General features: G+C 56.0%; 23 protein-coding genes and 1 riboswitch. Of the genes, 18 read left to right on the top strand and 5 right to left on the bottom strand.

Annotation, left to right across the window (positions count from 1 at the left end; all coding sequences use genetic code 11):
• From EKM95_RS02890 to EKM95_RS02880, 3 genes are all read right to left on the bottom strand, one after another.
• Positions 1 to 1,593 (bottom strand): ABC transporter permease subunit, encoded by a 1,593-nt coding sequence (locus EKM95_RS02890; protein WP_125696336.1) that lies wholly within the window; start codon positions 1,591 to 1,593, stop codon positions 1 to 3.
• A 118-nt stretch (positions 1,594 to 1,711) separates the two neighbouring features.
• Positions 1,712 to 1,882, bottom strand: a riboswitch (Lysine riboswitch).
• Positions 1,883 to 1,993: 111 nt separating this feature from the next.
• On the bottom strand, positions 1,994 to 2,857 hold the full coding sequence (locus tag EKM95_RS02885) for a CPBP family intramembrane glutamic endopeptidase (protein WP_125696335.1): 864 nt from the start codon (positions 2,855 to 2,857) through the stop codon (positions 1,994 to 1,996).
• 127 nt (positions 2,858 to 2,984) lie between these two features.
• The gene (locus tag EKM95_RS02880) at positions 2,985 to 3,503 is read right to left on the bottom strand and encodes a helix-turn-helix domain-containing protein (protein ID WP_125696334.1); all 519 of its coding nucleotides are present in this window, start codon (positions 3,501 to 3,503) and stop codon (positions 2,985 to 2,987) included.
• A gap of 454 nt (positions 3,504 to 3,957) precedes the next feature.
• On the opposite strand from EKM95_RS02880, the gene EKM95_RS02875 reads away from it, so the two are divergent.
• From EKM95_RS02875 to EKM95_RS02815, 13 genes are all read left to right on the top strand, one after another.
• Entirely contained in the window at positions 3,958 to 4,947 is a 990-nt protein-coding gene (locus tag EKM95_RS02875) for a mannose/fructose/sorbose PTS transporter subunit IIA (protein WP_125696333.1), read from the top strand.
• A 113-nt stretch (positions 4,948 to 5,060) separates the two neighbouring features.
• The gene (locus EKM95_RS02870) at positions 5,061 to 5,870 is read left to right on the top strand and encodes a PTS mannose/fructose/sorbose transporter subunit IIC (protein ID WP_125696332.1); all 810 of its coding nucleotides are present in this window, start codon (positions 5,061 to 5,063) and stop codon (positions 5,868 to 5,870) included.
• A gap of 13 nt (positions 5,871 to 5,883) precedes the next feature.
• Positions 5,884 to 6,816, top strand: coding sequence for a PTS system mannose/fructose/sorbose family transporter subunit IID (locus EKM95_RS02865; RefSeq protein ID WP_125696331.1), 933 nt, complete (start codon positions 5,884 to 5,886; stop codon positions 6,814 to 6,816).
• Positions 6,817 to 6,890: 74 nt separating this feature from the next.
• A complete protein-coding gene (locus EKM95_RS02860; protein ID WP_125696330.1) occupies positions 6,891 to 7,286 on the top strand; it encodes a DUF956 family protein in 396 nt (131 codons plus the stop codon).
• A gap of 207 nt (positions 7,287 to 7,493) precedes the next feature.
• On the top strand, positions 7,494 to 8,177 hold the full coding sequence (locus EKM95_RS02855; RefSeq protein WP_125696329.1) for a response regulator transcription factor: 684 nt from the start codon (positions 7,494 to 7,496) through the stop codon (positions 8,175 to 8,177).
• Positions 8,174 to 9,631: a sensor histidine kinase gene (locus EKM95_RS02850; protein ID WP_125696328.1), complete on the top strand. Its 1,458-nt coding sequence runs from the start codon at positions 8,174 to 8,176 to the stop codon at positions 9,629 to 9,631. Before EKM95_RS02855 ends, EKM95_RS02850 begins: the two co-directional genes overlap by 4 nt.
• Before the next feature lie 104 nt (positions 9,632 to 9,735).
• Positions 9,736 to 10,500, top strand: coding sequence for a glycosyltransferase (locus EKM95_RS02845; RefSeq protein WP_125696327.1), 765 nt, complete (start codon positions 9,736 to 9,738; stop codon positions 10,498 to 10,500).
• A 321-nt stretch (positions 10,501 to 10,821) separates the two neighbouring features.
• A complete protein-coding gene (locus tag EKM95_RS02840; protein WP_125696326.1) occupies positions 10,822 to 10,971 on the top strand; it encodes a teichoic acid D-Ala incorporation-associated protein DltX in 150 nt (49 codons plus the stop codon).
• 10 nt (positions 10,972 to 10,981) lie between these two features.
• Positions 10,982 to 12,493, top strand: a complete 1,512-nt coding sequence (gene dltA, locus EKM95_RS02835) for a D-alanine--poly(phosphoribitol) ligase subunit DltA (protein WP_125696325.1) — start codon at positions 10,982 to 10,984, stop codon at positions 12,491 to 12,493.
• A complete protein-coding gene (gene dltB / locus EKM95_RS02830; protein WP_125696324.1) occupies positions 12,490 to 13,722 on the top strand; it encodes a D-alanyl-lipoteichoic acid biosynthesis protein DltB in 1,233 nt (410 codons plus the stop codon). Before dltA ends, dltB begins: the two co-directional genes overlap by 4 nt.
• Positions 13,723 to 14,052: 330 nt before the next feature.
• Entirely contained in the window at positions 14,053 to 14,292 is a 240-nt protein-coding gene (gene dltC / locus EKM95_RS02825; RefSeq protein WP_125696323.1) for a D-alanine--poly(phosphoribitol) ligase subunit DltC, read from the top strand.
• Positions 14,289 to 15,545 carry a D-alanyl-lipoteichoic acid biosynthesis protein DltD gene (gene dltD / locus EKM95_RS02820; protein ID WP_125696322.1) on the top strand — a complete coding sequence of 419 codons (1,257 nt, stop codon included), beginning with the start codon at positions 14,289 to 14,291 and terminating at the stop codon, positions 15,543 to 15,545. Before dltC ends, dltD begins: the two co-directional genes overlap by 4 nt.
• Before the next feature lie 4 nt (positions 15,546 to 15,549).
• Entirely contained in the window at positions 15,550 to 16,779 is a 1,230-nt protein-coding gene (locus EKM95_RS02815) for a serine hydrolase domain-containing protein (RefSeq protein ID WP_164510063.1), read from the top strand.
• A 624-nt stretch (positions 16,780 to 17,403) separates the two neighbouring features.
• Here EKM95_RS02815 and EKM95_RS02810 read toward each other — a convergent pair.
• On the bottom strand, positions 17,404 to 18,075 hold the full coding sequence (locus EKM95_RS02810; protein WP_125696320.1) for an alpha/beta fold hydrolase: 672 nt from the start codon (positions 18,073 to 18,075) through the stop codon (positions 17,404 to 17,406).
• A gap of 656 nt (positions 18,076 to 18,731) precedes the next feature.
• Positions 18,732 to 19,541, bottom strand: a complete 810-nt coding sequence (locus EKM95_RS02805) for a hypothetical protein (protein WP_125696319.1) — start codon at positions 19,539 to 19,541, stop codon at positions 18,732 to 18,734.
• A gap of 306 nt (positions 19,542 to 19,847) precedes the next feature.
• Between EKM95_RS02805 and yycF the strand changes: the two genes are divergently transcribed.
• From yycF to EKM95_RS02780, 5 genes are all read left to right on the top strand, one after another.
• Positions 19,848 to 20,558: a response regulator YycF gene (yycF, locus tag EKM95_RS02800; RefSeq protein WP_125696318.1), complete on the top strand. Its 711-nt coding sequence runs from the start codon at positions 19,848 to 19,850 to the stop codon at positions 20,556 to 20,558.
• 94 nt (positions 20,559 to 20,652) lie between these two features.
• Positions 20,653 to 22,557, top strand: a complete 1,905-nt coding sequence (gene walK, locus EKM95_RS02795) for a cell wall metabolism sensor histidine kinase WalK (protein WP_125696317.1) — start codon at positions 20,653 to 20,655, stop codon at positions 22,555 to 22,557.
• Entirely contained in the window at positions 22,547 to 23,902 is a 1,356-nt protein-coding gene (locus EKM95_RS02790; protein ID WP_125696316.1) for a YycH family regulatory protein, read from the top strand. The genes walK and EKM95_RS02790 overlap by 11 nt, the downstream gene beginning before the upstream one ends.
• An 11-nt stretch (positions 23,903 to 23,913) precedes the next feature.
• Positions 23,914 to 24,720 (top strand): two-component system regulatory protein YycI, encoded by an 807-nt coding sequence (locus tag EKM95_RS02785; protein ID WP_125696315.1) that lies wholly within the window; start codon positions 23,914 to 23,916, stop codon positions 24,718 to 24,720.
• Between the two features lie 287 nt (positions 24,721 to 25,007).
• Positions 25,008 to 25,823 (top strand): MBL fold metallo-hydrolase, encoded by an 816-nt coding sequence (locus EKM95_RS02780; RefSeq protein WP_125696314.1) that lies wholly within the window; start codon positions 25,008 to 25,010, stop codon positions 25,821 to 25,823.
• The last annotated feature ends 821 nt before the right edge of the window (positions 25,824 to 26,644 follow it).

Genomic DNA, 26,644 nt, shown 5'->3' with positions numbered 1-26,644 from the left:
CTAGCCGATCTTCGGGGTCTCGACTTGCATCTGATTAGTCATGACGTTGTAGTTCTTTGGCCCATCCATGTGTTTTTCAACAATGCGGAACAGGCGGCTGATGGTGAAGGTCAAGATGAGGTAAATGGCCGAGACCACCAGGTAGGTGTGGAAGAACTGGAAGTTTTGTCCAGCGACAGTCTCCGCGGAGAAGAACAATTCGGAAACGGAGATGACGGACAGAACGGACGTATCCTTGATGTTGACGATAAATTCGTTGGTGACAGCCGGCAAACTGTTGCGAATCGCTTGCGGCAAGATCACCTTGATCATGGTCTGCAGATGGGTCATGCCCAGTGCGTGGGCGGCTTCGAACTGGCCAGGGTCGACCGAGGTGATGCCCCCACGAATGATCTCGGAAATGTAGGCACCGGTGTTGATCGAAACGATCAGCAAGGCGGCGGCCGTCCGGTCCATGTTCAAGTGGAAGGCCTGAGCGGCGCCATAGTACAGCACGGCGGCCTGGACGATCATTGGGGTGCCACGGAAGACTTCAATATAAACGGCGAGCAGCCAGTTGCCAATCGCACGCAGGCCGCGCTTGCCCTTGCTCTTTGGTACTGGGGTGGTGCGGGCGATGCCGACCAGCAAGCCGATCAGGAAGCCGACGACGGTCCCAATCAAGGAGATCAGCAGGGTCATGCCGGTGCCGCGCAGCAACATCGGGCCGTATTGCTTGAGCAAAGCGACCAGCCAGTTGCTGGTGCTATCGCTGGATGGCTGGTTTGCGACCGCTTCGTTCATCAGGCGATCACGCGTCTTTTGTGGGATCTTGGCGAGCTCGGCATTGATCTTGGCCTTATCCGGATCATTTTTCCGCAGGCCGATTGCCAGGTCAACGTCTTCGGGATTGGTCTTGAATCCGTTGGCCTTGTCGAAGCGCAGGTAGGTGAGGTCCGGGTTCGCATCTTCAGCGGTGATGCCTTCTGGAACTTCGGAGACATAGCCGTCGATGGTGCCGGATTCAAGGGCGACACGCATCGCCGGAAAATCGTTCATCGCCGGCTCCTTGATTGCGCCTTTGAGCTGATTGATCGCCTCATAATGGAAGGTGTTCAGCTGGGCTGTGATCTTGGCGCCGTTGAAATCCTTGATACTGGTGGCCTTGGCATACTTACTGTCACGCCGGACCACGACCGTCAACTTGCTGGCGTAATAGGTGCTGGAAAAATCGATCGCCTTGCGCCGTTCAGCAGTCGGAGACATGCCGGCGATGATCGCGTCGATTTTGCCCGAGGTCAAGGCTGGCTGCAGGCCATCCCAAGAGGTCTTCACAACGACGACCTTTTTGCCCAGCGCCTTGGCGACCTTTTTTGCCATCTGCACATCGTAGCCGTTCGCCCATTCAGACGAGCCTTCGATCTTGACCGCTCCGTTGGCACTGGTGCTTTGCGTCCAGTTGAACGGTGCGTAGCCGGCTTCCATGCCGACCTTGAATGTCCCATCATCTGCCGCTTGCGTCGACTGCGGGGCCAAACTGCCTGCCGCCAGCGCAAGTGCTGCCGCAAGCCCGGCCGCTAAGCCAAGCGCGCGTCGCCAAATCCTGTTCTTCATGTAAAAACTCTCCCTTCGTGTGGTGACAAACCAAACCGCCGGGGGAAATAGAGCAAACTTAAAGGGGCTGACCTCTAGATAAATAAAAGGTCAGCCCCTGCTGCTTCTGTCGTTAGACAAGAATCATAGCGCTCCGCATTGCTGCGACAGTCCAAGCGATATTGTCGCTTGGCCCAACCTTGTGTTCCTCTGAGAGAACGCAAGATTTCGGCGGTGGATGCTTACGGCTGATTCAACGTGCTCAGGCACTCCTCAGTGTTCGTCAGGCCCCGCGACCTCTATTTCTTGGTGTTATTCGAATGTCTGAAGCCCACACTAAAGGACTCGGCCGGCCTTGTCAACCCCTCCTAGCCAAAAAAGTGGCGAAAAGATGAATTTTTGGTGAGAGACAAAAGGACGGCTACAGGTTTCGTTTCTTTGCGTGCAGGGGTGCCTCACTTGCCTCGTTCGGGGCGTCGGTTGCATTCGGCCCCGCTACGATCTGTGTCGTCGGCGCGCCTATTGCCCGGGAAATAAGCGCCGAATGCGGCAAGGTTCCCATCAATGCAAGCCCGATCACGAGACAGCCGCCGGTGAGTGCTGCAAAACTCAGCCAGCCCCACCAGCTGCCGCCCATGCTGGACGTGCCATTCAGGTCAAAATAATACGCAATCGTGTCAAATATGGTGTGCGCTAAGATCGGCACCAGTAGATTGTGCGTTATGAGGTACAGTGCGGCCATCGCCAATCCAAAGGCCATCGTATAGAGGACCTGCAGGACGGTTTGCCACAGACTTTGCGAGCCCCCAGCGTTTAACAGGTGCAGCAGCCCGAAAATGACCGCCGACACTACTGCCGCAAACCAGCTGCTAGAAACGGCGCTCGGGGCATGTTTGGCCAGAATAAACAATAGCGGGCCCCGACATAGAATCTCTTCCATTACCCCGGCGGCCAAGCCCAGTAGTAGCGCATCACCAAGGCGCCACCAGGACCAGCCCGGAAAGCGGCCGAGGTCCAAGCAGTTTAATGCGATGATCACGCCGGCCGCGCTCATGGCAGGGACGAGGTGCGCTGGCCTATCAAATAGTGGCAACCGCAACCAGCTCACAGACAGACCCACCATCATCAGGCCAACGATCAATTGGACCAGGGCCACGCGGGCGTTCTCGTCTAACGGCCCGTGGCGAAACAGAAAGGCAAATAAGATCAATGAAAGCAAACTGATGCCAAGAACTGCGAGCGATTTTAATTCGAGGTGCTTGGGTAAAGCAGAAAGATCTGTCATGGTTAGACCACCTTCGTATTTGAGTTGGGGTTATCCCCATCTCAAAGCCTAACCCGGGCAATACCGCCAAACGAGCACCGCCTGGTTGCACCGCCGCCGCAACCGGCAGGCGCGGGCGGGCGCGTCGCTAGTGGCGCCCCAGCCCGACCAAGAAGCCGCCCAGGCCGTTGATCAAGATTGGGAGCCAACACAGGGCGAGGGCCACCCATAGCGACCATTTCAGTCCGCGTGCCAGTTGAGACCACAGCGGCTGGCGCTGGAGGCGGCTCATTGCCCACAGAAAAAGGGCCGCACCGGCAAGCGCCAACAGGTCCGGTAGCCAGCTGGTGCCTGCGGTATTCGTCAGAACTAGCGGCAAGGTCAGCAGCAAGGCGGCCAGGGGTAGCCCGAGCCAAAATACGCGCCGTTCTTTTTGCTGGTCCTGCTGGCGCAGGGCTGCAAGCAGCGTTAAGTCCGCCCGCAACAAGTCATCCAGGCTGATGCCGAACTGATCACTGAGACTGACAATATTGTCAAAACTGGGCTGGGCACTGCCCGTTTCCCACTTGGACACGGATTGACGGGAAATATGCAGCTGGTCGGCAAGGGCCTGCTGCGATAAATGATGCTCGAGTCGGATGCTTCGAATCTGATCGCCGATCGCCATTTTGGGGCCTCCTTCATCATGCTTTCCTATTGATGATGCGCCTCTTTTGATGTGACTGGCGCGCAGGGTGCAGATCTGCACTACCCGTGATCGGCTTGCAACAAAAAAATGAGCGCTTTCAGAAATTGTCAATCAGAATACATAAATATAGTTTGTAAATAATTGAACTTACTTCGTGCAACCGGTTTCGGTTTCTGAAATTAGTTATCAAAATTGGGCTGGTGGCCGTGTGCGGCGGCTCATGGGGGTCATCGGGGTCAAAAATGGGAGCGGTTCCGCGAAAAAAAGTTGCCACGAGAATGTTATCAACGCAACTCTTTCATGAAAACGCCTTATTTTTCGAGCCGTTTTGATTGCATTCAATGAAAGCAATGTTTAGACTGTTTTCTGGAGCTGATGGGCGCCTATTTTGCCATGGGCTGGTCCATCTTATCTTTTACTAGGAGGCGACATTATGGTCGGTATCATTCTTGCCAGTCACGGCGAATTCGCGGCTGGCATCAAACAATCCGGGCAGATGATCTTCGGCGAGCAAGAAGACGTCGAAGTCGTGACCTTCATGCCCAATGAAGGTCCGGACGATCTGCACCAACACCTGGAAGACGCGATCGCCAAACTCTCCGACCAGGAACAAGTGCTGTTCCTGATCGATCTGTGGAGCGGCTCACCGTTCAACCAGGCCAATCTCATCTTGGCGGATCACGAAGACAAATGGGCGATGGTCACAGGGCTCAATTTGCCGATGCTGATCGAAGCCTATGGATCACGGCTGTCGATGGATTCGGCGCAGGACATTGCGGCGCATATCGTCGAAGCCGGACGTGACGGGGTCAAAGTCAAGCCGGAAAGTCTGGAACCACAAGCAGCCGAAGCACCTGCCGCAGCGGCTGCGCCGGCGCAGGCCGCTGGCGCATTGCCAGAAGGAACGGTGCTGGGCGATGGCAAGATCAAGATCGGGCTCGCTCGTATCGATTCGCGTCTGCTTCATGGTCAGGTCGCAACGGCTTGGACCAAATCCGTACAGCCGACGCGCATCATCGTCGTGTCCGACAATGTCGCACATGACAACCTGCGCAAGACCTTGATCACTGAGGCCGCGCCGCCTGGTGTCAAAGCCAACGTGATTCCGATTCAGAAAATGATCGACATTTTCAAGGACCCACGCTTTGGCACGACCAAGGCACTGCTACTCTTTGAAAATCCGGAAGACGTTGTGCGCGTGGTGGATGGCGGGGTCGAACTGCCAGAAGTCAACGTTGGCTCGATGGCCCATTCGGAAGGCAAAGTGATGATCAACAACGTGCTGTCCGTCAATCAGGAAGACGTTGATGCCTTCAAGCACCTCGAATCAAAAGGGGTCAAGTTCAACGTGCAAAAGGTTCCAACGGATAGCAAAGCCAATTTGGACGACCTGCTGAAAAAGTCGGGTCTCAAGGGCGTTTGATCAGGGAATAGACAAGTGGCGCTTTGATGCGGTGTTTTTCGCGGTCATTTCGCGTGGCACGCAAACGCACCGCTGCCTCGCTACTTGTCTCACTACATATTAGGAGGAGAACAATGTCTGCAATTACCATTATTCTCGTACTCATCGTTGCGTTTTTTGCCGGGATGGAAGGCATTCTTGATGAGTTCGAATTCCATCAGCCGATCATCGCCTGTGCGTTGATCGGGCTGGTGACCGGGCATCCAGTTGAAGGGCTACTGCTCGGCGGCCAGCTGCAACTGATCGCCCTTGGCTGGATGAACGTCGGCGCTGCGGTTGCACCGGATGCCGCCTTGGCTTCTGTTGCGGCCGCGATCTTGGTCACCATGAAGGGTAGCGACGTGGATACCGCCGTTGCTTTGGCAATGCCGCTGGCTGTTGCCGGTCTGGTGCTGACCATTTTCGTTCGTTCCATCACCGTTGGGTTGGCGCATGGCGCTGACAACCAGGCGAAAAAAGGCTCGTTCCGCGGCGTCGAAGCGTATCATTTAACGGCGCTGATGCTGCAGGGCCTGCGTATCGTCATTCCTGCCGCGCTGGTCATCGCCATTCCGGCGGAGACCGTGCAAGGCGTTCTGAACGCGATTCCGGAAGTGATCAAGTTCGGGCTGCAGGCTGGCGGTGGCATGATCGTCGCCGTTGGTTACGCGATGGTCATCAACATGATGGCCACGCCTGCTTTGTGGCCGTGGTTCTTCATCGGTTTTGCCATGTCCGCCGTTTCCGAGATCTCGCTGATCGGGATGGGGATCATCGGCGTCTGCCTGGCACTTGTCTACCTGCAGCTGTCGCCTAAATTCAATGGCGGCGGTGGCAACAGTGGTGGCAATGCTGGCGGTGCCGGGGGCGACCCACTCGACGACATCTTGAACGATTACGAGTAAGGAGGAATCGACAATGGCTGATGAACAAATTCAATTGACCAAAAAGGACCGCCTGCATGTTTGGTGGCGCAGTCAGTTTCTCCAAGCGTCCTGGAACTACGAACGGATGCAAAACGTTGGCTGGGCATATTCCATGATTCCGGCCCTGAAGAAACTGTACAAGACCGAAGACGACCGGGCGGCTGCTCTCAAGCGCCACCTGGAATTCTTCAACACACACCCATACCTGGCATCACCGGTCCTTGGGGTCGAAATGTCCCTTGAGGAAAAACGCGCAAACGGCGCCGCAATCGACGACAAAGCGATTCAGGGGGTCAAAATTGGGATGATGGGCCCGCTGGCTGGTGTCGGCGACCCGATCTTCTGGGGGACCATGCGTCCTGTTATCGGGGCGTTTGCGGCTTCCCTTGCACTGAAGTCCAGCTGGCTTGGCCCGATCTTCTTCTTCGTTGTGTGGAACGTGATGCGGATGGCCTTCCTGTGGTACACCCAGGAACTCGGGTATCGCCAAGGCGAAAACATTACGCAGGATCTGTCCGGCGGCTTCATGCAGAAGCTGACCACAGGCGCGTCGATCTTAGGGATGTTCATCATGGGCGTCCTGGTGCCACGATGGACCACGATGAAGTTCCCGATGATCACCAGTACGATTGCCAACGACAAGAAGAGTTTGGTCGATTTCTCCGCGATCAACGGGACTGGCGCACACAAGGCCGAGGATTGGCGGAACGTGATCGACCAGATCCGCAACGGCAGCAACGTTGACGTCAACAAGGTCACGACCTTGCAGGCAACGTTTGACCAGTTGATCTACGGCTTGATGCCACTTCTCTTAACGCTGGTCTGCGTCTGGCTCTTACGCAAAAAAGTCAGTCCAATCATCATCATCTTCGCGCTGTTTGGCCTGGGGATTCTGGGCTACTGGAGCGGCGTGCTCGGTGCCTAAAGATAAGCCAAAAGACGGGGTCAACGCCTCGTCTTTTTTGTTAAAATAAGGTATTCAGAAAGGCGGCGACAGGCATGGTCGAATCACTCAATCACGAGGTCGAATACGCGATCAAGGTCAACGCGATGCTCAATCCTAATTCCCCGCGGCCCGGCGTGATGGCGTTTGGCGACAAGGGAATGGAATACCGGGCCAACAGCGGCGCGGGCTTCGTTCAGATTCCATGGGAAAATGTGGCGCTGATTCGAGCTCAAGTCGTCGGCAAAAAACACATCCGGGGCATTTACATCGACCTCGATGACGGCCGCACGATGAACTTCGTCGTTTCAGATGCCATTCCGGCGCTGCGCGTGGCCCGCAAATATCTGGGTTCGGAAAAATTGGTCCGGGCCAAGACGATGAGCGGTCAAGTGAAGAAATGGTTCCGCAAGCATTTTGGCAAAAAGACAGGCGATCGCGCAGCGAAATAGCGGTGTGTCAGTCATATGAATCGTACTTCTGACAAGGCGCAGGGCATCTTTCCTGGCGCCTTGTTTGTTTGCCGAAAATTTTTCCTTCTATTATATTGTGCAACCGGTTTCGCCGGCTAAGATGACAAAACTGTTACCGCTAGTCGCTCAGTTGACGTGGTACGCTGTGCACATAACATGGCGGATGGTCCGGAAAGGCGGCAGCTGATGAACGAAACGATACTTTTGGTCGAGGATGAGGATGGCTTGGTGACATACCTGCGCTCGGAGCTAGGCTTTGAGGGGTATCGGGTGGTGGTGGCGCAAGATGGCCAGACTGCCTGGGAGACCTATCAGGCGCAGGCAGAGCATATCGATCTCATTTTGCTGGACTGGATGTTGCCGCGGCTGGACGGCCTGGAAGTGATGCGCCGCATTCGAAAATTGTCCCAGGTGCCGATCATCATGATGACCGCCCGCGATTACGTGGGGGACAAGGTGGCGGGCCTGGATAATGGGGCCGACGATTACATTACCAAGCCCTTTGAGATCGAGGAACTGCTCGCCCGTATCCGGGTCAATCTGCGGCATCACGATGCGCCCACGAAAAAACAGCTCAGCTGTGGCGACACGATTCTGGACACAAAAGCCCATCAGGTGACCCGCAATGGCGAGATCACCCAGCTGACACAACGCGAATTTGACCTGCTTCAAACGCTGATGCAACACGCCGGCCAGCCCATGACCCGCGATGAATTGCTGGATCAGGTCTGGGGGCCGGAATTTGACGGCCAGGTCAACATTGTGGATGTGTACATTCGCTACCTGCGCAATAAGATCGAGCGCCCAAGCCTCCCACCGCTCATCCAGACGGTGCGCGGCGTTGGGTATGAGATCGGAGGCAAGGCATGAGCCAAGCACCAGAGAAGCGAGCTGCCGAGGCCACCGCATCGCCCCACAAGCCGCGCCGCAAGCGGCAACGCACCAGCGCCAGTCGCATGACCTGGACGTATATTTGGTTATTAGCCGTGATCATGGTGGTCACCAGCTTTGCGACGATCGGCCTCGTCGGGTATCACCTGATTCGCAGCAAGCGCGATGACAGCATTTTGATGATGAGCACGCTGAAAAGCGCGACCTCAACCAACGAACCGGATTGGCAGAAGTGGCATAACAGCACGCCGGCCAATACCCGCCGTGCCTTTGTCAAAGTCACGATGACGGATGATGCCGGCGAGGAGACCTATTTTTCCCGTGGCACGCAGCATTTTTTGAAAAATGATCTGGATGAGTGGCCACTGTCGTCGCATGTCCAATATGAACCGGACCAGGGACTGTACTATCACAGCGAAGCCACCGAGCGGCGCGGCACCGTCACCATTCACTATCAGATCTGGCAGTCGCTTAATCCGATGGTCAATCTTCTGCGCCTGCTGGTCACCACGATTTTAGGCATCACATTGATCGGGTTGGTGCTGGGTATCTGGCTGATTGGGCTGCTCGCGCGGCGTCTCAACCAGCCACTGGTTCAGCTCACCGAGGCGGCCAACAGCATTGATTCTGCCAAGGATGTCACGTACCACGAAACGCTGCCGGTGCCCGATAACCCCGTGGAAGTCCACGCACTGAGCATCGAGTTCAACCGCCTGCTGAATTCGCTCAATCGCCAGGTGATCCGCGACCATCAATTCGTGTCGGATGCCAGCCACGAGTTGCGCACGCCGCTCACGGCGATCAGGGGGCATCTGTCCTTAATTCGGCGCCACGGTGAGGCCCATCCGGAGTTGGTGCCACAATCGCTTGAAGTGATCGACACTGAGTCGCTGCGCATGCAGCACCTGATCGAGAGCTTGCTCCAGCTGTCGCGCATGGATCACGCCACCCTCACGCTCGCCTTATTTGATGTCACCCGCTTGATGCAGGGGCTGGTCGTCGCCCAGCCACCTGCTGGTCAGCGCGTGACCTTCCAGGGAGATCCAGGCGTGATCGCGTATGCCAACGCGGACACGGTTGAGCAGATTGTGTCGGCGCTGATCTCGAACGCCCGCAAGTATTCACCGGAAGACAGCACGATCGAGGTGTTGTTGCAGGAATCCGGCCAGCACGTGTTCATCACCGTGACGGATACCGGCGAAGGTGTTCCCGAAGCGGAGAAAAAACGGATCTTCGACCGTTTTTACCGCGTGGACGCGGCCCGCTCCAAGGAAGTGGCTGGCACCGGGCTTGGCCTGGCGATCGCCAACCGGATGACCGCCCTTAATCACGGTCAGTTGACGGTCTCGGATAACCAACCCCGCGGTAGCCGGTTCACCCTGACGTTGCCGGCAGGGAAGCCGCTTTCTGAGAAAAACTCAGATAATATATAGAAAATATAAGGGGAAGCCACCGTTATATTTTCCTACACTAGACACCGTTGAGTCAGAATGAAAAATTCTGACGACGGTGTTTTTTTGTGCGAGGGGGAATCGATATGCCGACAGCGGCGTTGATCATGCCAAGCTGGCAACAGACAGCCATCACGGAAACAGTGATCCGCTTTCGGGCGGCACTAGATGAAAGCGCACGGCTTTGGCCGGGGCTTGTTGTTGATTATTGGTTGATCGACGACGGCGCCAATAACGAGGTCTTGACGAGCATTGAGACGCTTCGCGCAAAAGACCCAGCACACATCCATTACATCAGTTTATCTCGTCACTTTGGTTTTGACGCCGCGGTGCAGGCGGGGTTGGCCAACATTACGGCGGATCTTTACTTGATCGCCGATCTGGATCAGCCGCATGAAGATCTACTGCCGCAACTTTTGTCCAACCATTTCGATGCGGGGGCGGAAGTGGTCGGGGTGACGATGCCGGGGCAGGACCACGCCCTGCGGCTGAGTCCGCCGGTGCATTGGTATCATTACGCCTTGCTGACAGCGGCCGCCCGAAGCGCCTTGCTGAAAGTGGCCACCAAAGAGGGCTTTTCCCTTGAGCTGATCGACTGGATCGGGTTTCGTCAGCGGTACCTCGTCTGGCCGGCCACGCCTACTGCGGGGATGCCGGTCCCATGGCGGCACTGGTTGCGCATCGGCGCATTGACCCTTGCCATTTTCGGCATCGTCGCGCTGGCGATGGGCCAGCTGGTGCTTGGCCTGCTGCTATTGAACCTCGCGCAACTGCTCGTATGGCTGAGCGGCGTCCACAGAAGAGGCCGCCCGCGCCCCGTCATGTACGTCGTGAGGGGAATATTTAGATAGGATGCGCAGCCGCGCGGGAGGGGGGAACGACTAACTTGGCGGGAGTGCTTGGCGGCAAGACCGCCGAGCGCGAGGGTCAGTTAGACGTTTCACCCCTGCACGGCGGAGCTCAACTACAGGATGCGCAGGCCTGCGGGATGGTGGGACAGCTAGGTCGGCTCAAGCGCTTGAGGGCGCTCTTACCCTCGAGTGCTTGAGTTGCCTAGATGTTCCCACCATGCGGGCCGGAGCTCAACTACAGGATGTGCAGCCGTGCGGGAGGGGTGGGCGGCCAACTTGGCTGTTCCAACCCCCGCACAGCAACTCAAGGAGGTAAACGCAATGACAGCGCGTTTTTTGACCTGGTGGCATAAGCCGGTCGTTCAATTCATCGGCCGCACGCTGCTTTACGCGATCATCATCATGATCTTGGTTTATTTATACAGTTATCGCGGCGTGACGAATAGCCGCTTCATCTACAACGAATTCTAGGAGGTCCATTATGATCAAAAACATCATTGACACCATTGACTCGATCGCTCAGGCCGATCCGGACCGACCTGCTTATAACGTGCTCGGCGAGATCAACACGTATGGGGAATTGAAACAGGCATCCGATGGCGTGGCGGCCACGTTGGCAGAGAAAAACATTCCAGCTGGCCCAATCATGATCTACTGCGATCAAAGTTTTGCGACGATCGCCGCGATGCTGGGCGCCGTCAAAAGTGGCCACGCCTACATTCCCGTTGACACCCATTCGCCTAACGATCGGCTCGCAATGATCGAAGAGATCGCCCAGCCCGTTTATGTCCTTGCGCTTGCGGATCTGCCGATCGCGATGCACACGCCGGTCATGACGCCGGCTGAAGTGACGACGGCAATCGCTAGTGGCAAGCAAGCGGCAGGCCTGCAGCCTGTGCAGGGGGATGAGAATTTCTACATTCTTTTCACCTCGGGCACAACTGGTCAGCCAAAAGGGGTTCAGATCTCCCATCGCAATTTGGTCAGCTTCGTCAACTGGATGCACACCTTCGCCTTGCCGATGCATCCGAAAATGCTGAGTCAGGCGCCATATTCCTTTGATCTGTCTGTGATGGACCTGTATGTCGGCTTGGCGGCTGGTGGGTGCATCGAGGTGATGCCAAAATCCGTCACCGACAATCTGATGCAACTGTTTGCGACCCTGCCTCGGCTGGACCTTCAGGTGTGGGTCTCCACCCCATCATTTTTAGACATCGCCTTGCTGGAGCCGACCTTCGATGCGGCGCATTATCCGGACCTTGAGATGATTCTGCTGTGCGGTGAGGAATTGACCCATGCCACGGCGGCCAAAGTGCTCGAGCGTTTTCCACAGATTCGACTGTACAACACGTATGGGCCGACTGAGACGACCGTCGCCGTTTCCGCCGTTCAAATCACGCAGCAGGTCCTGGCTGATCATGCCCGCCTGCCGATCGGGATCATGCAGCCGGAAGACACGGTCAGCTTGAAGGACGCGCGCGAACAAGACGGCCATCAAGTCGGCGAGCTTGTGATCAGCGGCGAAAGCGTCTCGAAAGGTTACATCAATCGACCGGAAAAAACGGCGGCGGTCTTCAGCACGGCTGCCGATGGGACGCAAAGCTATGCAACCGGCGACCTTGGGTACATCGATGATGACGGCATGATCTTTTATCTCGGCCGGACCGATTTTCAGATCAAGCTCAATGGGTTCCGCATCGAGCTTGAAGAGGTCAACCATTTTCTCAGTGATGCACCGATGATCCGGCAAGGGGTCGCGGTGCCAAAATACAACGCGGACCATAAAGTCGCCCAGCTTCTCGCCTTCGTGGTGCCGGAAGCCAATGACTATGAAAGCAACCTGGCGCTGACCAAGGCCATCAAGAGCTACCTGGGCGGCGTAATGATGCCGTACATGATTCCGCAGCGCTTCATCTATCGCGACAGCTTGCCGCAGACGCAAAATAACAAGGTCGCGATCAAGGCCTTGATCGCGGAGGTCAACGATCAATGATCAATTTGCAGCCATACGCCAACCCGATGTATTTTGTCTATCTGCTCATCGCCTTGGTCCCGCTCATGATCGGTCTCACATTTGGCCGGCGGTTCAAGATCTATGAAACGATCGTCTCGTTTCTGTTCTTGTTTCTGATCTTTGATGCTGACAAGTGGCAACAAGGCGTCGCGCTGATCGGTTATGTGGTGTTTGAAGCCGCGCTGGTGTGGGGGTATCACCGCTATCGCAGTCGGCAAAATCAGACCTGGATGTTTGTGCTCGCCGTGATTGCCAGCATTATGCCACTGGTGGTCGTGAAAATGACCCCGGTCTTCTCGCCGCATCCCTCGCTGATCGGGTTCTTAGGCATTTCCTACCTGACGTTTAAATCGGTTCAGATGATCATGGAAATGCGCGACGGCACGATAAAGAACTTCTCGCTGTGGGCATTCATTCGCTTCCTGCTTTTCTTCCCGACGATCTCCAGCGGCCCGATCGACCGTTTTCGCCGGTTCGAGCAGGATTATGAAAAAATTCCTGACCGGGATGCTTATATCGACATGGTCGGCAAAGGCGTCCATTACATCTTCATCGGCTTTCTGTATAAATATATTCTCGGCTATCTGTTTGGCACCGTTGCACTGCCCCAGGTGGCGCGCGGGGCGATGGGGATGCGCGATGCATTCTTCGGCACCGGCCTGTCGCTGGAGCTGGTCAAGTACATGTACACGTACTCGATGTATCTGTTCTTCGACTTCGCAGGCTATTCGCTGTTTGCCGTTGGGGTGTCTTACCTGATGGGCATCGCCACTCCGATGAATTTCAACAAGCCATTCATCGCCGGCAATATCAAGGATTTTTGGCAACGTTGGCACATGACCCTGTCGTTTTGGTTCCGCGATTTCATCTTCATGCGCGTCACGTTTTTCATCATGAAGCACAAGCTGGTGAAAAATCGCATCCGCGTGTCCCAGGTCGCGTACCTGATCAACTTCCTGGTGATGGGCTTCTGGCACGGCGTCACCTGGTACTACATCGTCTACGGGCTGTTCCATGCCGCGGCGATCATCATCAATGACATCTGGCTTCGGTTTAAGAAAAAACATCGCAAGTCACTGCCGCACAACAAGTGGACCCAGGCCTTGGCGATCTTCATCACCTTCAACGTGGTCTGCTTCTCATTCCTGATCTTCTCGGGCTTCCTGAACCAACTCTGGTTCGCACCAATGCCACATATCTCGCGGTAGGGTGCGGAGGCCCGCGGGATGGCGGAACAGCTAGGCCGGCTCAGGTGCTTGGTGGCGCACCTTGCCACCGAGTGCATGAGACGCCTAGAGGTCTCCGCCATGCGGGCCGAAGCCCAACTGGAAAGGGTGCGAAGCCGAGCGTTCAGGGGTGAGCAGCTAACTTGGGCCTGGCGCTTGGGGCGCTCTTAGCCCCGAGTGACGGGACCAGTTAGATGCCTCACCCCTGCCCCGCGAAGCCCAACTGGAAAGGGTGCGAAGCCGAGCGTTTAAGTCTGAGCAGCTAACTTCACCCACAATCAATTCTATCAACAATCAAAAGGAGAAATTATCATGGCTGAAAACATCAAAGAAACGGTATTGAACATTTTGCAGGACCTGACTGGCGAAGACCTGGCCAACAATTTGGATGATAACTTGTTTGACAACGCCCTGCTGGATTCGATGGACACCGTTCAGTTGTTGCTTGAACTGCAGGACCAGCTCGGCGTGACCGTTCCTGTTTCTGAGTTCGACCGCAGCCAGTGGGATACGGCTGCGAAGATCATCAAAAAGGTGGCAGACGCCCAATGAAAAAGAAGCTCTGGCAGATCTTCGGACCGATTGCGGTCGCCTTTGCGCTAGTCGCGGTGATCTTGGTCGCGCCGCTTCCGCTGGGGAATCTGAACCGTGGCACGATCGAACGCGCTGCGGTCTCCTTGTCACCAGACGTGCTTGCGGGTCAGCGCATCAAGCATCAGGCGGTCCAAGACGGCTACGTGCCGTTTTTCGGCTCAAGTGAATTGTCCCGGATGGACGCGTTTCATCCCTCTGTTTTGGCGGCCAAATACGATCGCAATTACCGCCCGCTGCTCCTCGGTGCGCCGGGGACCCAGTCGCTGACGCATTTCATCGCCGATCAGACGATGATTCAGCAGTTGGCCGGGAAAAAGGCGGTCGTTATCTTATCCCTGCAGTGGTTCACCAAAATGGGCCAGATGCCGGATGCCTTCGCCTATTATTTTTCGCCAATGCAGACGATCGAATGGCTGCGCTCGGCGGAGCCAAAACGTGCGGCCGATGTCTATGCGGCGCACCGTTTGCTGAAAATGCCGGTGATCCGTGACAACGCGACGCTTTATGACGCCACCAAGGACATCGCCGCCGGACAACCGATCTCCAGTGCCACGATGTCGCTGCTGGATCTTCGCGCGCGGCTGTTGAACAACGAAGACGCCCTGTTTTCCCGCTATGGGTTCAAGGCCAATAACTTGCCGAAGATCGAGAAGGCGGAAAAGCAGTTGCCGGCCGCCGCGACTTATCCGGAGCTGAACGCGCTGGCCGACAAGATCGCGGCCAAGGCGACGTCGAACAATGACCTGGGCATCGACAATCATTTCTATTCGACCCGACTTGCTGGCGGGAAGATCGATGGGCTGAAAAATAGTCAGGTGCGCTTCGATTATTGCCGCTCGCCCGAATACGGCGACTTGGAGCTACTGCTGGAGCAATTCGCGCGCTACCATGTCGACGTCCAGTTCGTCATTCCGCCGATCAACCAAAAATGGGCCGCCTACACCGGGCTGTCGCAGTCGATGATCAAAACGGCTGCCAGCAAGGTGAAGCACCAATTGACCAGCCAAGGCTTTGACCGCGTTCAGGATCTCACCCAGGACGGCAAAGAGAAGTACTTTATGCAAGACACCATTCACCTGGGTTGGCGCGGCTGGGTGAAGGTCGATGAGACTGTCGCCCCGTTCCTGGAAGAGAAGCAGGAAAAGCCAGTTTACCACATCAACCACCATTACTATTCCGCCGCGTGGGCCAACGCGACAAGCTGGAAGTGAGTCCATGCAAACACGCAAACAGCGGCGTGAGCAGTCCGCCCACGCCAAACGACCAGCGCATGTGCTCGCGGCCATTCTCGCCCTTGCAATGGTGGCGCTGGCCGCGATGGGCGGCGCCTATGTTTGGCACCGCCACCAAGCCAACGCGGTGGCCCAAAAGGCGAAGTCGAGTCTCGTCACGATGACACGGACGGTCTCTGAGCCCACCGTTACCAGTTCTAGCAGTGTCTCGAAGACGCCCTCGACGGTGGACCCGACCATCCAGGCTGTTTTGCAGGGTCGCCTTGCCCCGCTTCACTTCAACGGGACGGCAATCATCGTGCGGGGCGGGAAACTGGTCGCCAGTTACGCTAGCGGTATCGCAAACGCCGGCACGGGCCAGAAAAATAGTTTGGGGACGCTGTACGAGATCAACTCGATTCAAAAAAGCCTGACTGCTGCATTGATCATGAAGCAGATCTCGGCGGGTAAGCTCGCGATGACGACCAAACTGAGCCAATTTTTCCCACAGTTTCCGGCGGCCAGCCAGGTCACGGTTCAGGAATTGTTGACCATGACCTCGGGGTATCGCCCTGGCCAAGGATATGGGCCACGCCCGTACGTCAACGACCAGCAAGCCGTCGCGAACATGGCGACCATGGTGCAGTTTGACCCGGCGCAGCACCGCAGTTTCTTCTACGCCGGGCTGAACTACAACATTCTCTGCGGCATCTTGGCGAAGGTCAGCGGTAAACAGTATCCGCAAAACTTGCACGAGCTGATCCTCGATCCCCTCAAGTTGAACGCGGCGACATTTGCCTATGACCCGCTCCCACAAACGGCCGCCCTGGGATACCGCTGGCCGCCGAAAGCCGCGCTCGCGGATTTCAGTGCCGCCTATACCACCAGCGCAACGCAGGCTCATTTCGAGCTGGGCACCGGGCAGCTCTACATGAACTGCATGGAACTGTATCACGCGGAAAAAGCGTTGCAGGATGGCACGATTTTGACGCCGGCGGAGAAAAAGACGTTGTACACCCGGTTAGCTGGCACGAATAGCAGTTACGCCGGGGGCCTGTATCAATCGGTGGCGACCCAGCGTCGCGCGCAAGGCTACGGCTACGGCTTCACCGGGTTCATGCGCATCAGTCGAGACGGTCAAAACGCCGTGATCTTCTTGACCAACACAACCAAGGCGCCGGACAAGTATCCGTTCCTGAAGATCGCCGACGCGCTGGCCAAACAATATATTTGATCGATCAGTCGAGCCTTGCAAAATGGGCTCGGCTTTTTTCGCGTGCGTAAACCAAACATTAAGTTTTTCGTAAGCGCTCACAACACCGCTGTAACAGCGATTCCACGCAGATTGAAAACGTTGACAAAAAGTAAGCACCCGACTATACTGATTTCGTTAACTCGATTGCAGGTGTGAGCCTTGCAAACTCACTGAACTCCTGTCCAATTCCTTCGGTGGTCCTGCCGGCCGAGTCCGGTTGCCGAACGATCGTAGCTTTCCCTTGAGTCTCATGGGGCCTGTCTCACCGGCGCTGGCGCGTGTTCGGCGATTCGGGTATAAGCGTTAACAACGGATGCCATTTTCATCTGGTGTTCAAAATGGGTCGGATGGATCACCGTGTGCCATCACAGCGGGTAGCACACGGTACATAGGGCGCGGCACCGACTCCCGCGCAGACAGCGGCACGTTCGTAACTGAAAATTTCAAAAATGGGGCCTCTCGAGGCCTCTTTAGTGTGTCCTGAGGCGCCAACTGACGAAATTTGTCGGTTGGCGTTTTTTTGCGCAAAAAAAGCGCGCGACGTTTTGTCGCAGCGCTTGATTGGACTTCACTTTCAATTAGCCTTGTCAGGCGAGCGACGAATCATGCTTCTGGCGTCGGACTGACAAACGCGCGAATCAGCGGGTAAAATCGGCCGGCGTCTTTGACATAATCGCTGTGCTCGGCGTTTGGGACGATCTGCAAGATACTGCCCGGAATACCGCTGGCGATCGCGATACTCTCTTTGCGGGTGATGACATCTTTCGCCCCAGTCAACACAAGTGTCTGGGCCGTGATCGCCCGCAACTGTTTTTGACTGATGTGCGGGCCGTGCAGCATCAGACCCAACAGCGGATCGCGGTGCTTGAGATAGGCAAGTCGCACCCCGGTTCGTGCCGCCCACCGCACGCCGCGTGGGGTGAGATTACCACCGGCTAGCACTAATTTATGAATCCGCCTTGGCGAGGCACTGGCGACCAGCATCGCGGTGATCGCGCCGTCTGAGAACCCGATCAGCGTTACCTTCATCAGATTCAGCTCACGCAAAAAGGCACGCACGTCCTCTGCCATCAGTTCATACGTCAACGCGACGCCGCGCTCGCTTTGGCCGTGGTCTCGGCTGTCCAAGGCATAAACGGTGTGCGTCTTTGCCAAAAGTGGCGTCAGATCGTCGAAAAGGTGCAGATCTTCCCCGTTGCCGTGAAGCAGTAAAAGGGGGGCGCCGCTTCCGTGCTTTTCATAATTGATGCGAATGTGATTGACCGTGATCTCCATGTGATCACCTCCACGCTCAGTTTACCTGACCGAGGCAGGGAGGGAAAGCGGCGGATGGCATGCAGGTCGAAGTTCAATGCCATTAGATGGTCGTATCGCAATTGATCAACTCTATTTGGATTGTTGACCTGGATTGTTAGGACACGTGACGGCGGAGGGTTGCTACAAAGCATCGATTACTTACTAGTCGAAAAGGTGTGATAGAGTGTAGCGACTGCGTGGCCGCTCTTTTCTGGATAGATATTAAGTGTGACCCTGTGTAGGCCTGGGCGCGCTAGCCGAGCAGTTGAGTCTGAAGGGTCGTCTGCAAGCGTGATCGTTGTGGTGTCGGGTCCAGCAATGCCAATGTCGACGCCATCTAAGAGAATCTGTCCAGTGTAGCTTTTTGGAAAATCGCTAATGATAATGCTCAGCTCTGATCCAGATTGTCGTGTCAATGTTGCCCCTGCCTGAACAATGTGTGCACCATATTTGATCTGTAAGGATGGCTCCTGATAGAGTCTGGCAGATTTTGATACAGTCGTTTGATGCGCGGCCAAAGAGGAGGTACTGGAAGGAGAATGAGACGCTACTGAGCAGCCAGCTAGTAATGTGCATATGGCAATTGCTTCGAGAAGTATGGGCCGCATGTAAAATCCTCTTTTCACTTTTGAACGTTATCCGCCGATAGAATGAACCAAATCAGCAGGGTTGGGCATATTACCAAAATCAACTGCTTGGACTTCAAATGATTCGGATATTGTTGAGCTATCAACATGGCTTAGGTCAAATTGAGTGTTTGCTCCCACTACTGATAATGGGGCGTTAGAAGCCGCATAGAATTGAATCTGTTCAGTTGGTGCGGATAGACTATAGTTCGTGCCACTCTTTGGGTTTGTAACGGATTTTCCGTCTGTGTATTCCCCCGCGAACATCATACGTGAGCCGTCTTCATTATATCCATTTCCATCTTGACCTAAAATCATATACATGGTACGGCAGAGCATACGGCTATCATGGCTCTCATACTTACTCGTCATCCCACTAATTTTAGCACATGTTATGCCTTCGAAAATACGTTCATCGTAGCGTACGGTTGTTGAACCTGTAATCGACATCGATTGGTCCTCACCTGTTCTGGTCAGCGTGCCAACGGTTAAGACGGCTCGTGGCGAAGCGAATAAAGTCGCCGCTCGTACTTCTGGCCCTGCTGGCATATCAACAGAAAACTGACTAAGTGTGTAGTCGCCAAGATGCTTCGTCTGAACTGAAACGCGGTATCCCGGCCAGGTGACCTTTCCGTTGAGGTTGAATTCATCGATAGCTTGCTGAGCTCGGTTTTCGATCTGTGTGTTGCTTAATTCTAAGAGTAGATTGGAATTGTTGGCTGAGGATGTTGAGGTAGGAGAGCTTGCTGAGACGGGATGAATAGTAGTGAAGAGGACGCTAGCAACAAGGCTAATGAGAGAGATACAAGTTTTTTTCATGGCGTATCACCCCTTTCTTTTTTTGATACCATAATTGTAGCTGGGGGGTTAGTGAAACACAACCATAAACACTTGAGGGTGTTAACTTTCTTCTGACGTCCTAGGAACAGCAAATATTGAGTGTCACAAGGTTGTCTGAGCCTGGGGCGATCGGTTATCGTCGTACATGGCTGCTGGCATCTGAGGGTAAACATTGGTAGAGCAGTCAATACAGACAGTCCCCAGGAATTCAGCGCACCCTGAATTTTTGCCCCTGTTGTGACAAACCGTTATAATGGAGGCAGAACACACCAAGGAGGGCCGACTATGGCGAAGAAGATCTTGGTCGTTGATGACGAGAAACCGATCTCGGACATCGTGAAATTTAACCTGACAAAAGAAGGCTACGACGTTGTCACCGCATTTGATGGTGAAGAAGCGTTGGCCAAAGTGAACGAAGAAGATCCTGATCTGATCTTACTTGATCTGATGTTACCGAAGATCGATGGGCTCGAAGTGGCACGCCAGGTGCGCAAAGACCACGATACCCCAATTATTATGCTGACGGCAAAGGACTCGGAGATCGATAAGGTCCTGGGGCTGGAGCTCGGCGCGGATGATTATGTCACCAAACCATTTTCCAATCGGGAACTGGTGGCGCGGGTCAAGGCAAACCTGCGCCGCAGTGGGACGCAAAGCGCGCAGCCCGAAGCGGAAGATGAGAACAAGGAGCTGAGCATCGGCGATTTGACCATTCATCCGGATGCCTACACGGTGACCAAGCGCGGCGAGAAGATCGAGCTGACGCACCGTGAATTTGAGTTGCTGCATTATTTGGCGCGGCATATCGGCCAGGTGATGACGCGAGAGCATTTGCTTCAAACGGTCTGGGGCTACGACTACTTCGGGGATGTGCGCACCGTCGATGTGACGATGCGGCGCCTACGTGAAAAAGTCGAGGATAATCCGTCGCATCCGGATTGGCTGATCACCCGTCGCGGCGTGGGCTACTACCTGCGCAACCCGGAAGCTGAGTAAGTCGGCTTTCTGACCTGATCATCTCTAAGGACGGCGTTTTTCGGCCTGCCCGAATCACGCCGTTGCCACCTATCTCCATGGAGCGACGGCTGTTATGAATAAGAAGATTCGCTTTTTCCAATCGATTCATTTCAAGATCGCGCTAGTGTTTATCCTGTTACTGCTGGTAACTGTGGAAATCATTGGCGCGTATTTTGTGCGCTCGCTTGAAAGCCAGAACATCGAGACATTCAAGACGGCGGTCAATATCGATCCGTACATTCAAGATAAACTCGCCACGGATCTGTTGCGCAAGGATACCGGCGACGCCAACAAGGACATGAAGACGACCATCAGCCAGGCGGAGATCGCCAATTCCGCTGAGATTCAGGTTGTCGATGCCAAGGGGACCGTGCGCGCGAATTCTAACATCAACGCGCAAAGCGCCATCGGGCAAAAAAGCGCGGCGAGCAATGTGAAATCCGTGCTCTATAACGGCCAGATCTTTGAGGGCTTCGAGTACGAAAATGGCAGCGGCGCCAGTTATACCAAGATCATTCCGGTGAAAAATCCCAACGCGACCGGCGACACCAACACCGTTGTCGGCGCCATTGCCATCACCGCGAGCATGGAATCTGTATATGGCAATATCAACAAGATCGTCCGTATTTTCCTCATCGCATCGCTGGTCGCAGGCCTCTTGGGCATCGCGATCTCCATTGTCATCTCCCGGGCCATCACGCGGCCAATCGACGAGATGAAAAAACAGGCGATTCGAATGGCGCGCGGGGATTACTCCGGGCAAGTCCGCATCTACGGTCAAGATGAGTTGGGCCAGCTGGCGGTTGCGGTCAATAACCTGTCTGTCCGCGTCGAAGAGGCCCAGGAAGCCAGTGAGGCGGAGCGGCGGCGGCTGGATTCGGTACTGGCCCACATGACCGATGGGGTGATCGCCACCGATCGCCGGGGCAATGTGATCATCATCAATCAGACGGCGCTGGATTTTCTCGAGACGAAAAACGAAGACGTGATCGGCGTGTCGATCTTGCGCCTGCTCAACATCGAAAAGGACTACACACTGCGCGACCTGCTGGAAAATCAAAAGGAGTTGCTGCTGGACTTCACGGAACAGCTCAACCGCGAGCTGATCTTGCGCGTGGACTTTAGCCTGATCCAGCGGGAGACCGGCTTCATCTCCGGCCTGGTTGCTGTGTTGCATGACGTCACTGAGCAACAAAAAAGCGATCGTGAACGGCGGGAATTCGTGTCGAATGTCTCACACGAATTGCGGACGCCGCTCACGTCTATGCGCAGCTACATCGAGGCGCTGAACGAAGGGGCCTGGCAGGATCCGAAGATCGCACCGCAATTTCTCAAGGTGACGCAGGAAGAGACCGACCGGATGATCCGGATGATCAATGACCTGCTCAGTTTGTCGCGGCTTGATTCGGGCACCAGCAAGATCGAGCTTGAGACCATCAACCTCAACGAATTTTTCAACTACATCCTCGATCGCTTCGACATGATGCTCAAGACGCAAAATGAGCATGCGTCCAGCGACAACAACCAGCACATCGAAGTTGCGACCACGAAAAAGACGTACACGATTCGCCGTGAGATCACCAAGCGCGATCTGTGGGTCGAGATCGACCAGGATAAGTTCATGCAGGTGATCGACAACATCATGAACAATGCGATCAAATACAGTCCGGATGGCGGCGTGATCACCGCGCGGCTGCTTGAGACGCACAACCATGTGATTCTGTCGATCTCCGACCAAGGCCTGGGCATTCCGCGCCAGGACCTCGGCAAAGTCTTTGACCGCTTCTATCGCGTGGACAAGGCCCGCTCCCGCAAACAAGGCGGCACCGGGCTTGGCCTGGCGATCTCCAAGGAAGTGGTGGAGGCGCTGAACGGCCGTATCTGGGTCGATTCCGAGGAAGGTAAGGGCTCCACATTCTATATTTCGCTGCCGTATCAGCCGATCGAAGACGAAGGAGGCGATTGGGATGAAGCTTAGTGGCTGGATCTTACGCGTCAGCCTCATCGCGATGATCGCGCTGAGTCTTGTTTTCACCTGGTTGATCTGGCAGAATCCGTCACGCTTGGGCCGCGAAGAAACCACCGCGGTCGTGCAGACGAAAAAAGATCCCAATATCGCCAAACTCAAGTCCACCGTCATGGCGCCGACTGCGGTCTATTACCAGCAGAACGGGCAAAAGTGGCAGCTGTTTGAGGCGGACAATGATGCCGCACAAACGGTCCGCCTGGCGATGGCCAAGTGGCGCCTGGGCACGGTCGGCACCGCGGTCCGGCTCAGCGCGGATGACTTCACGAAGCTCTTGGCCAGCCAGGACACCGTGCAACTGCATTACAGCGGGATGATCACCTATCGCACATTCAACAGCGGCTTTTTCAATAAAAAAGCGACCGCGACCAACGGCGATTTTCAGTTTGATCGACTGCTGTTTGATTTTGCCCATCCGGACCGGCTGGCCTTCATCAACGACGAGACGCGCCAGGTGCGCTATGGCAATTTGACCAACGCGAAGACGGCGGCGCTGCGCCAGACGGTGGATGACACGTTGCCAAATGCCTTCGCAATCAGCGAGATGCGCCTCGGCACGCGGCAGGTGGCGGTGTATCGCGACCAGATTCAGGTGCAGCCGTATGCCTATCTGCTCGATCAGCAAAGCGCCAACCATTACGTGGCACTTCTGATGCCGGCCCAGCAAGCCAGCGCAATCGACTCGCGGGAGATTGGGGCGGAGACGGTCTACACGGTCGGCACGAATTATCGCCTGACCCTCACGCCATCCAGCGGCTTGATGGAATTTGAAAATGCCGCGTCCGCCAACCGCAAAAAGGATCTCCAGACCGCCTTGACCAAGGCGTACAGTGGATTGGGGAACCTCAATCTGTTGGGCCTCAATGCGGTGCGCTATTTTTCCTATGACCGCACCAGCCAGGAGACCACCTTCCGCGCATTTGCCCAGGGCCTGCCGATCTTTAACGGCGAGGACAACGGCAAGGTCACGGTGGCGAGCACGAGCTCGGGCCTGCAGATCGATTTTTCCACCAATAATCTGATCGTGCCGATTCCCACGCAGCAGGCGAAAACAACGCTGCCGACCACGGCGACGGTGCTGGCTCAGCTGAAAAAAGATGGCTACGCGACAACGGGCATTCAGGATATCGTCCTCGGTTATTATTGGCATACGCAGGCGGCAGACAGCCAGGTCGTGGCACTCACGCCGACGTATTTTGTCGAGATCAATGGCGAATACCGGCGCTACACGCAATGGCTCGCCAGCGGCATGCTCGATGACGACAGCAACGCCAACCCGGCACAACCGCTTGAATAGGAGGTGAGCACATGGATTTTCGGCGGATCGAATGGATCTTCTTGATGGTCTTCATCGGCCTGAATATCTTCCTGGGCATCAGTTTTTTCCAGTCACAGCAAGTTGACCTTGCGACCAGCACCACGGACACCGCGGATCTGCTCGCCGACATGGGGCGTGACGGCATCAAGCTGCCGAAACTGGCGACCACCACGCCGACTGGGGGGTATCTGGCCAGCCAGCCGAACACGGCGCTCAGCCAGCGCAAGGACCAGCTGATCGGCCAGTATACCACCGTCAGCGGCACGGCGCCTGAGACGCTGCACAGCACGCTGCGCGGCGACGTCGTGATCAAGGAGAAGGACGCGGCCACCCAGCTGAAGAAATGGCTCGCCAGCGGGGAAAATGCGATCGATGGCGACGAGTATGTGTACGCGGAAGGCCTGTCGAGCAAGGACACTTACATTTTTGTCCAAAAACGCGACGGGGATGAACTCTACGATCGGCGCGCGGAGATCGTTTGCACGGTCAAAAATGAGCGGCTCATCAGTTACACACAGACGTACATCGACAAGCTGACCGTCCTGCGCAGTGATGTGGCCCTGGCCTCGGCACAAGATGCCGTGATCACCCTGTATCGCGACAATGAGCTGGCCAACAACGCGACTGTCACCTGGACGAAGCTCGCGTACACCTACATGCTCGACGCAAAGGGCAGCACGGTCTTCGTGCCGGCCTGGTTCGTCGGTGTCGAGACCCAAGGCGCCAAGTCGCTCACGGTGAAAAAAGTCAACGCGATCTCCAAGACGGTGATCACGACCCGGACTGAGGAACAATAGGCAACAGTAGGGGGCGGCGATCTGCTAAATAGGGTCGCCGCCCCCGTTTTGGTTGTCGCATGGGGGCGCGCGCTGTGAGGTGGGCGGCGCCGCTCCGGTGAGGGTGACCGCCGTCTTATGGGCTGGCTGCTGTGGCATGGGGAGGCCAGCTGTCATGTGGGCCGTTCACTGGCTGTTTGGGGGCCAGGTCCAGCGCCGGGTCTGGGCCGGCCGCCAATTGTTTTCCCGATGCGAACAGGGTACAATTGGGCGTGCACTATACAAAAGGAAGAAAGTAGCGATCTAAAATGAGCGAGGATTTTGGCATGCGCGTTTCGGTGCTCGCCAGCAGCAGCTCCGGCAACGCGACTTATATTGAGACACCCGAACATAAGGTGCTGGTCGACGCCGGTTTTTCCGGGAAGCGGCTGGCGGCGATGATGGCCAGCATTGGCCGCGATCTCAGCGACGTGGACAGTCTTTTCATCACCCACGAACATAGCGACCACTGCCGCGGCGTGGGCGTGCTCGCGAGGCGCTACCCGAAGCTGGCAGTCTACGCCAATGCCCCGACACTTGCGGCCCTGCCAACGAGCCTGGGAAAACTGCCAGCGGACCAACTCCATGTTTTTGACCGTGGGGCGACCTTGAGCCTGGGCGATCTGGATGTCGAGAGCTTTGGCGTCTCCCACGACTCGGCGGCGGCTCAATTTTACCAGTTTCATCACGATGACCATGCGTTTGCGATCGTCACCGATACCGGCTATGTCTCGGACACGGTGGCGGGCACGATTCGCGACGCGGACGCGTATGTGATGGAATGCAACCATGATATCGACATGTTGCGGCAAGGACCGTATCCGTGGCCACTTCAGCAGCGAATCTTATCCGACACGGGCCATTTGTCGAATGAGGATGGGGCAGATGCAATCATGGATGTGATCGGGTTGCGCACCAAGCGCGTTTACTTGGGGCATTTGTCGCCGCACAACAACTTCAAGTCGCTGGCCCATGCGACTGTGGCCGATCTGTTGATGCAGCAGGGCCTCGGTGTGGGCCACGATTTTGAGCTGTACGATACCGATCCGGAAGTGCCGGATCCGCTGTTCACCGTTGGGGCGTAGACGTCGCGGGCAGCGGTTAATGATGTGTGAGGGTGTTCAGCCTGGGACGTTGGTGCGTCCTGGGCTTTTTATTAGGAGGGAAAATTCATGCAGAATAAAGTTCTACTTTTCCGGTCATCTTTCAGGAAAATAATGATGACGGCCATTATATTACCGTGACCAGCCCCAATATCCCGGGGATGGTCACGCAAGGGGATGACCACGTGCACGCCGCGATCGAGGCCGCGGACGCCATCGCGAGGACTATCCTGCTGTCCAAGACCACTCAAAATGGCATCTTGAAGCGAATGAGACCGTTGCATACATCGCTGTGACTATGACCGGGCGGTATCGCGAAAAGGCCAAGAAGGATAGCTGACCTAGGCACTCGGGGCGAAGTGCGCCCCAAGCACCTAGGCCAAGCTAACTGCCCACCCCTAAACGCGAGCCTCCGCACCCTTTTCAGTCGGGCTCCGCGCGGCAGGTCTGAGGCATCTAACTGTCCCCGTCACTCGGGGCTAAGAGCGGCCCAAGCACCTAGGCCAAGCTAACTGCCCACCCCTAAACGCGAGCCTCCGCACCCTTTTTCAGTCGGGCTCCGGCTCGCAGGGGTGGGACATTTAGCTGACCTAGGCACTCGGGGCTAAGAGCGGCCCCAAGCACCTAGGCCAAGCTAACTGCCCACCCCTAAACGCGAGCCTCCGCACCCTTTTTCAGTCGGGCTCCGCGCGGCAGGTCTGAGGCATCTAACTGTCCCCGTCACTCGGGGCGAAGTGCGCCCCAAGCGCCAGGGCCAAGTTAGCTGCTCAGACCTAAACGCCGCGCTGCGCACCCTTTTTGTA

This window comes from Lacticaseibacillus yichunensis (genome assembly GCF_003946405.1).
Taxonomy (GTDB): Bacteria; Bacillota; Bacilli; order Lactobacillales; family Lactobacillaceae; genus Lacticaseibacillus; species Lacticaseibacillus yichunensis.
This window is presented reverse-complemented; position numbering and strand designations above follow the sequence as displayed.

Excerpts from the sequence above, each read along its gene's own strand:
- EKM95_RS02890 (WP_125696336.1), bottom strand. The coding sequence starts at position 1,593 with ATGAAGAACAGGATTTGGCGACGCGCGCTTGGCTTAGCGGCCGGGCTT.
- walK (WP_125696317.1), top strand. The coding sequence starts at position 20,653 with ATGAATAAGAAGATTCGCTTTTTCCAATCGATTCATTTCAAGATCGCG.
- EKM95_RS02790 (WP_125696316.1), top strand. The coding sequence starts at position 22,547 with ATGAAGCTTAGTGGCTGGATCTTACGCGTCAGCCTCATCGCGATGATC.
- EKM95_RS02785 (WP_125696315.1), top strand. The coding sequence starts at position 23,914 with ATGGATTTTCGGCGGATCGAATGGATCTTCTTGATGGTCTTCATCGGC.
- EKM95_RS02875 (WP_125696333.1), top strand. The coding sequence starts at position 3,958 with ATGGTCGGTATCATTCTTGCCAGTCACGGCGAATTCGCGGCTGGCATC.
- dltC (WP_125696323.1), top strand. The coding sequence starts at position 14,053 with ATGGCTGAAAACATCAAAGAAACGGTATTGAACATTTTGCAGGACCTG.
- EKM95_RS02885 (WP_125696335.1), bottom strand. The coding sequence starts at position 2,857 with ATGACAGATCTTTCTGCTTTACCCAAGCACCTCGAATTAAAATCGCTC.
- EKM95_RS02805 (WP_125696319.1), bottom strand. The coding sequence starts at position 19,541 with ATGAAAAAAACTTGTATCTCTCTCATTAGCCTTGTTGCTAGCGTCCTC.
- EKM95_RS02850 (WP_125696328.1), top strand. The coding sequence starts at position 8,174 with ATGAGCCAAGCACCAGAGAAGCGAGCTGCCGAGGCCACCGCATCGCCC.
- dltD (WP_125696322.1), top strand. The coding sequence starts at position 14,289 with ATGAAAAAGAAGCTCTGGCAGATCTTCGGACCGATTGCGGTCGCCTTT.
- EKM95_RS02840 (WP_125696326.1), top strand. The coding sequence starts at position 10,822 with ATGACAGCGCGTTTTTTGACCTGGTGGCATAAGCCGGTCGTTCAATTC.
- EKM95_RS02780 (WP_125696314.1), top strand. The coding sequence starts at position 25,008 with ATGAGCGAGGATTTTGGCATGCGCGTTTCGGTGCTCGCCAGCAGCAGC.
- dltB (WP_125696324.1), top strand. The coding sequence starts at position 12,490 with ATGATCAATTTGCAGCCATACGCCAACCCGATGTATTTTGTCTATCTG.
- EKM95_RS02810 (WP_125696320.1), bottom strand. The coding sequence starts at position 18,075 with ATGGAGATCACGGTCAATCACATTCGCATCAATTATGAAAAGCACGGA.
- EKM95_RS02845 (WP_125696327.1), top strand. The coding sequence starts at position 9,736 with ATGCCGACAGCGGCGTTGATCATGCCAAGCTGGCAACAGACAGCCATC.
- EKM95_RS02865 (WP_125696331.1), top strand. The coding sequence starts at position 5,884 with ATGGCTGATGAACAAATTCAATTGACCAAAAAGGACCGCCTGCATGTT.
- dltA (WP_125696325.1), top strand. The coding sequence starts at position 10,982 with ATGATCAAAAACATCATTGACACCATTGACTCGATCGCTCAGGCCGAT.
- yycF (WP_125696318.1), top strand. The coding sequence starts at position 19,848 with ATGGCGAAGAAGATCTTGGTCGTTGATGACGAGAAACCGATCTCGGAC.
- EKM95_RS02815 (WP_164510063.1), top strand. The coding sequence starts at position 15,550 with ATGCAAACACGCAAACAGCGGCGTGAGCAGTCCGCCCACGCCAAACGA.
- EKM95_RS02870 (WP_125696332.1), top strand. The coding sequence starts at position 5,061 with ATGTCTGCAATTACCATTATTCTCGTACTCATCGTTGCGTTTTTTGCC.
- EKM95_RS02855 (WP_125696329.1), top strand. The coding sequence starts at position 7,494 with ATGAACGAAACGATACTTTTGGTCGAGGATGAGGATGGCTTGGTGACA.
- EKM95_RS02880 (WP_125696334.1), bottom strand. The coding sequence starts at position 3,503 with ATGGCGATCGGCGATCAGATTCGAAGCATCCGACTCGAGCATCATTTA.
- EKM95_RS02860 (WP_125696330.1), top strand. The coding sequence starts at position 6,891 with ATGGTCGAATCACTCAATCACGAGGTCGAATACGCGATCAAGGTCAAC.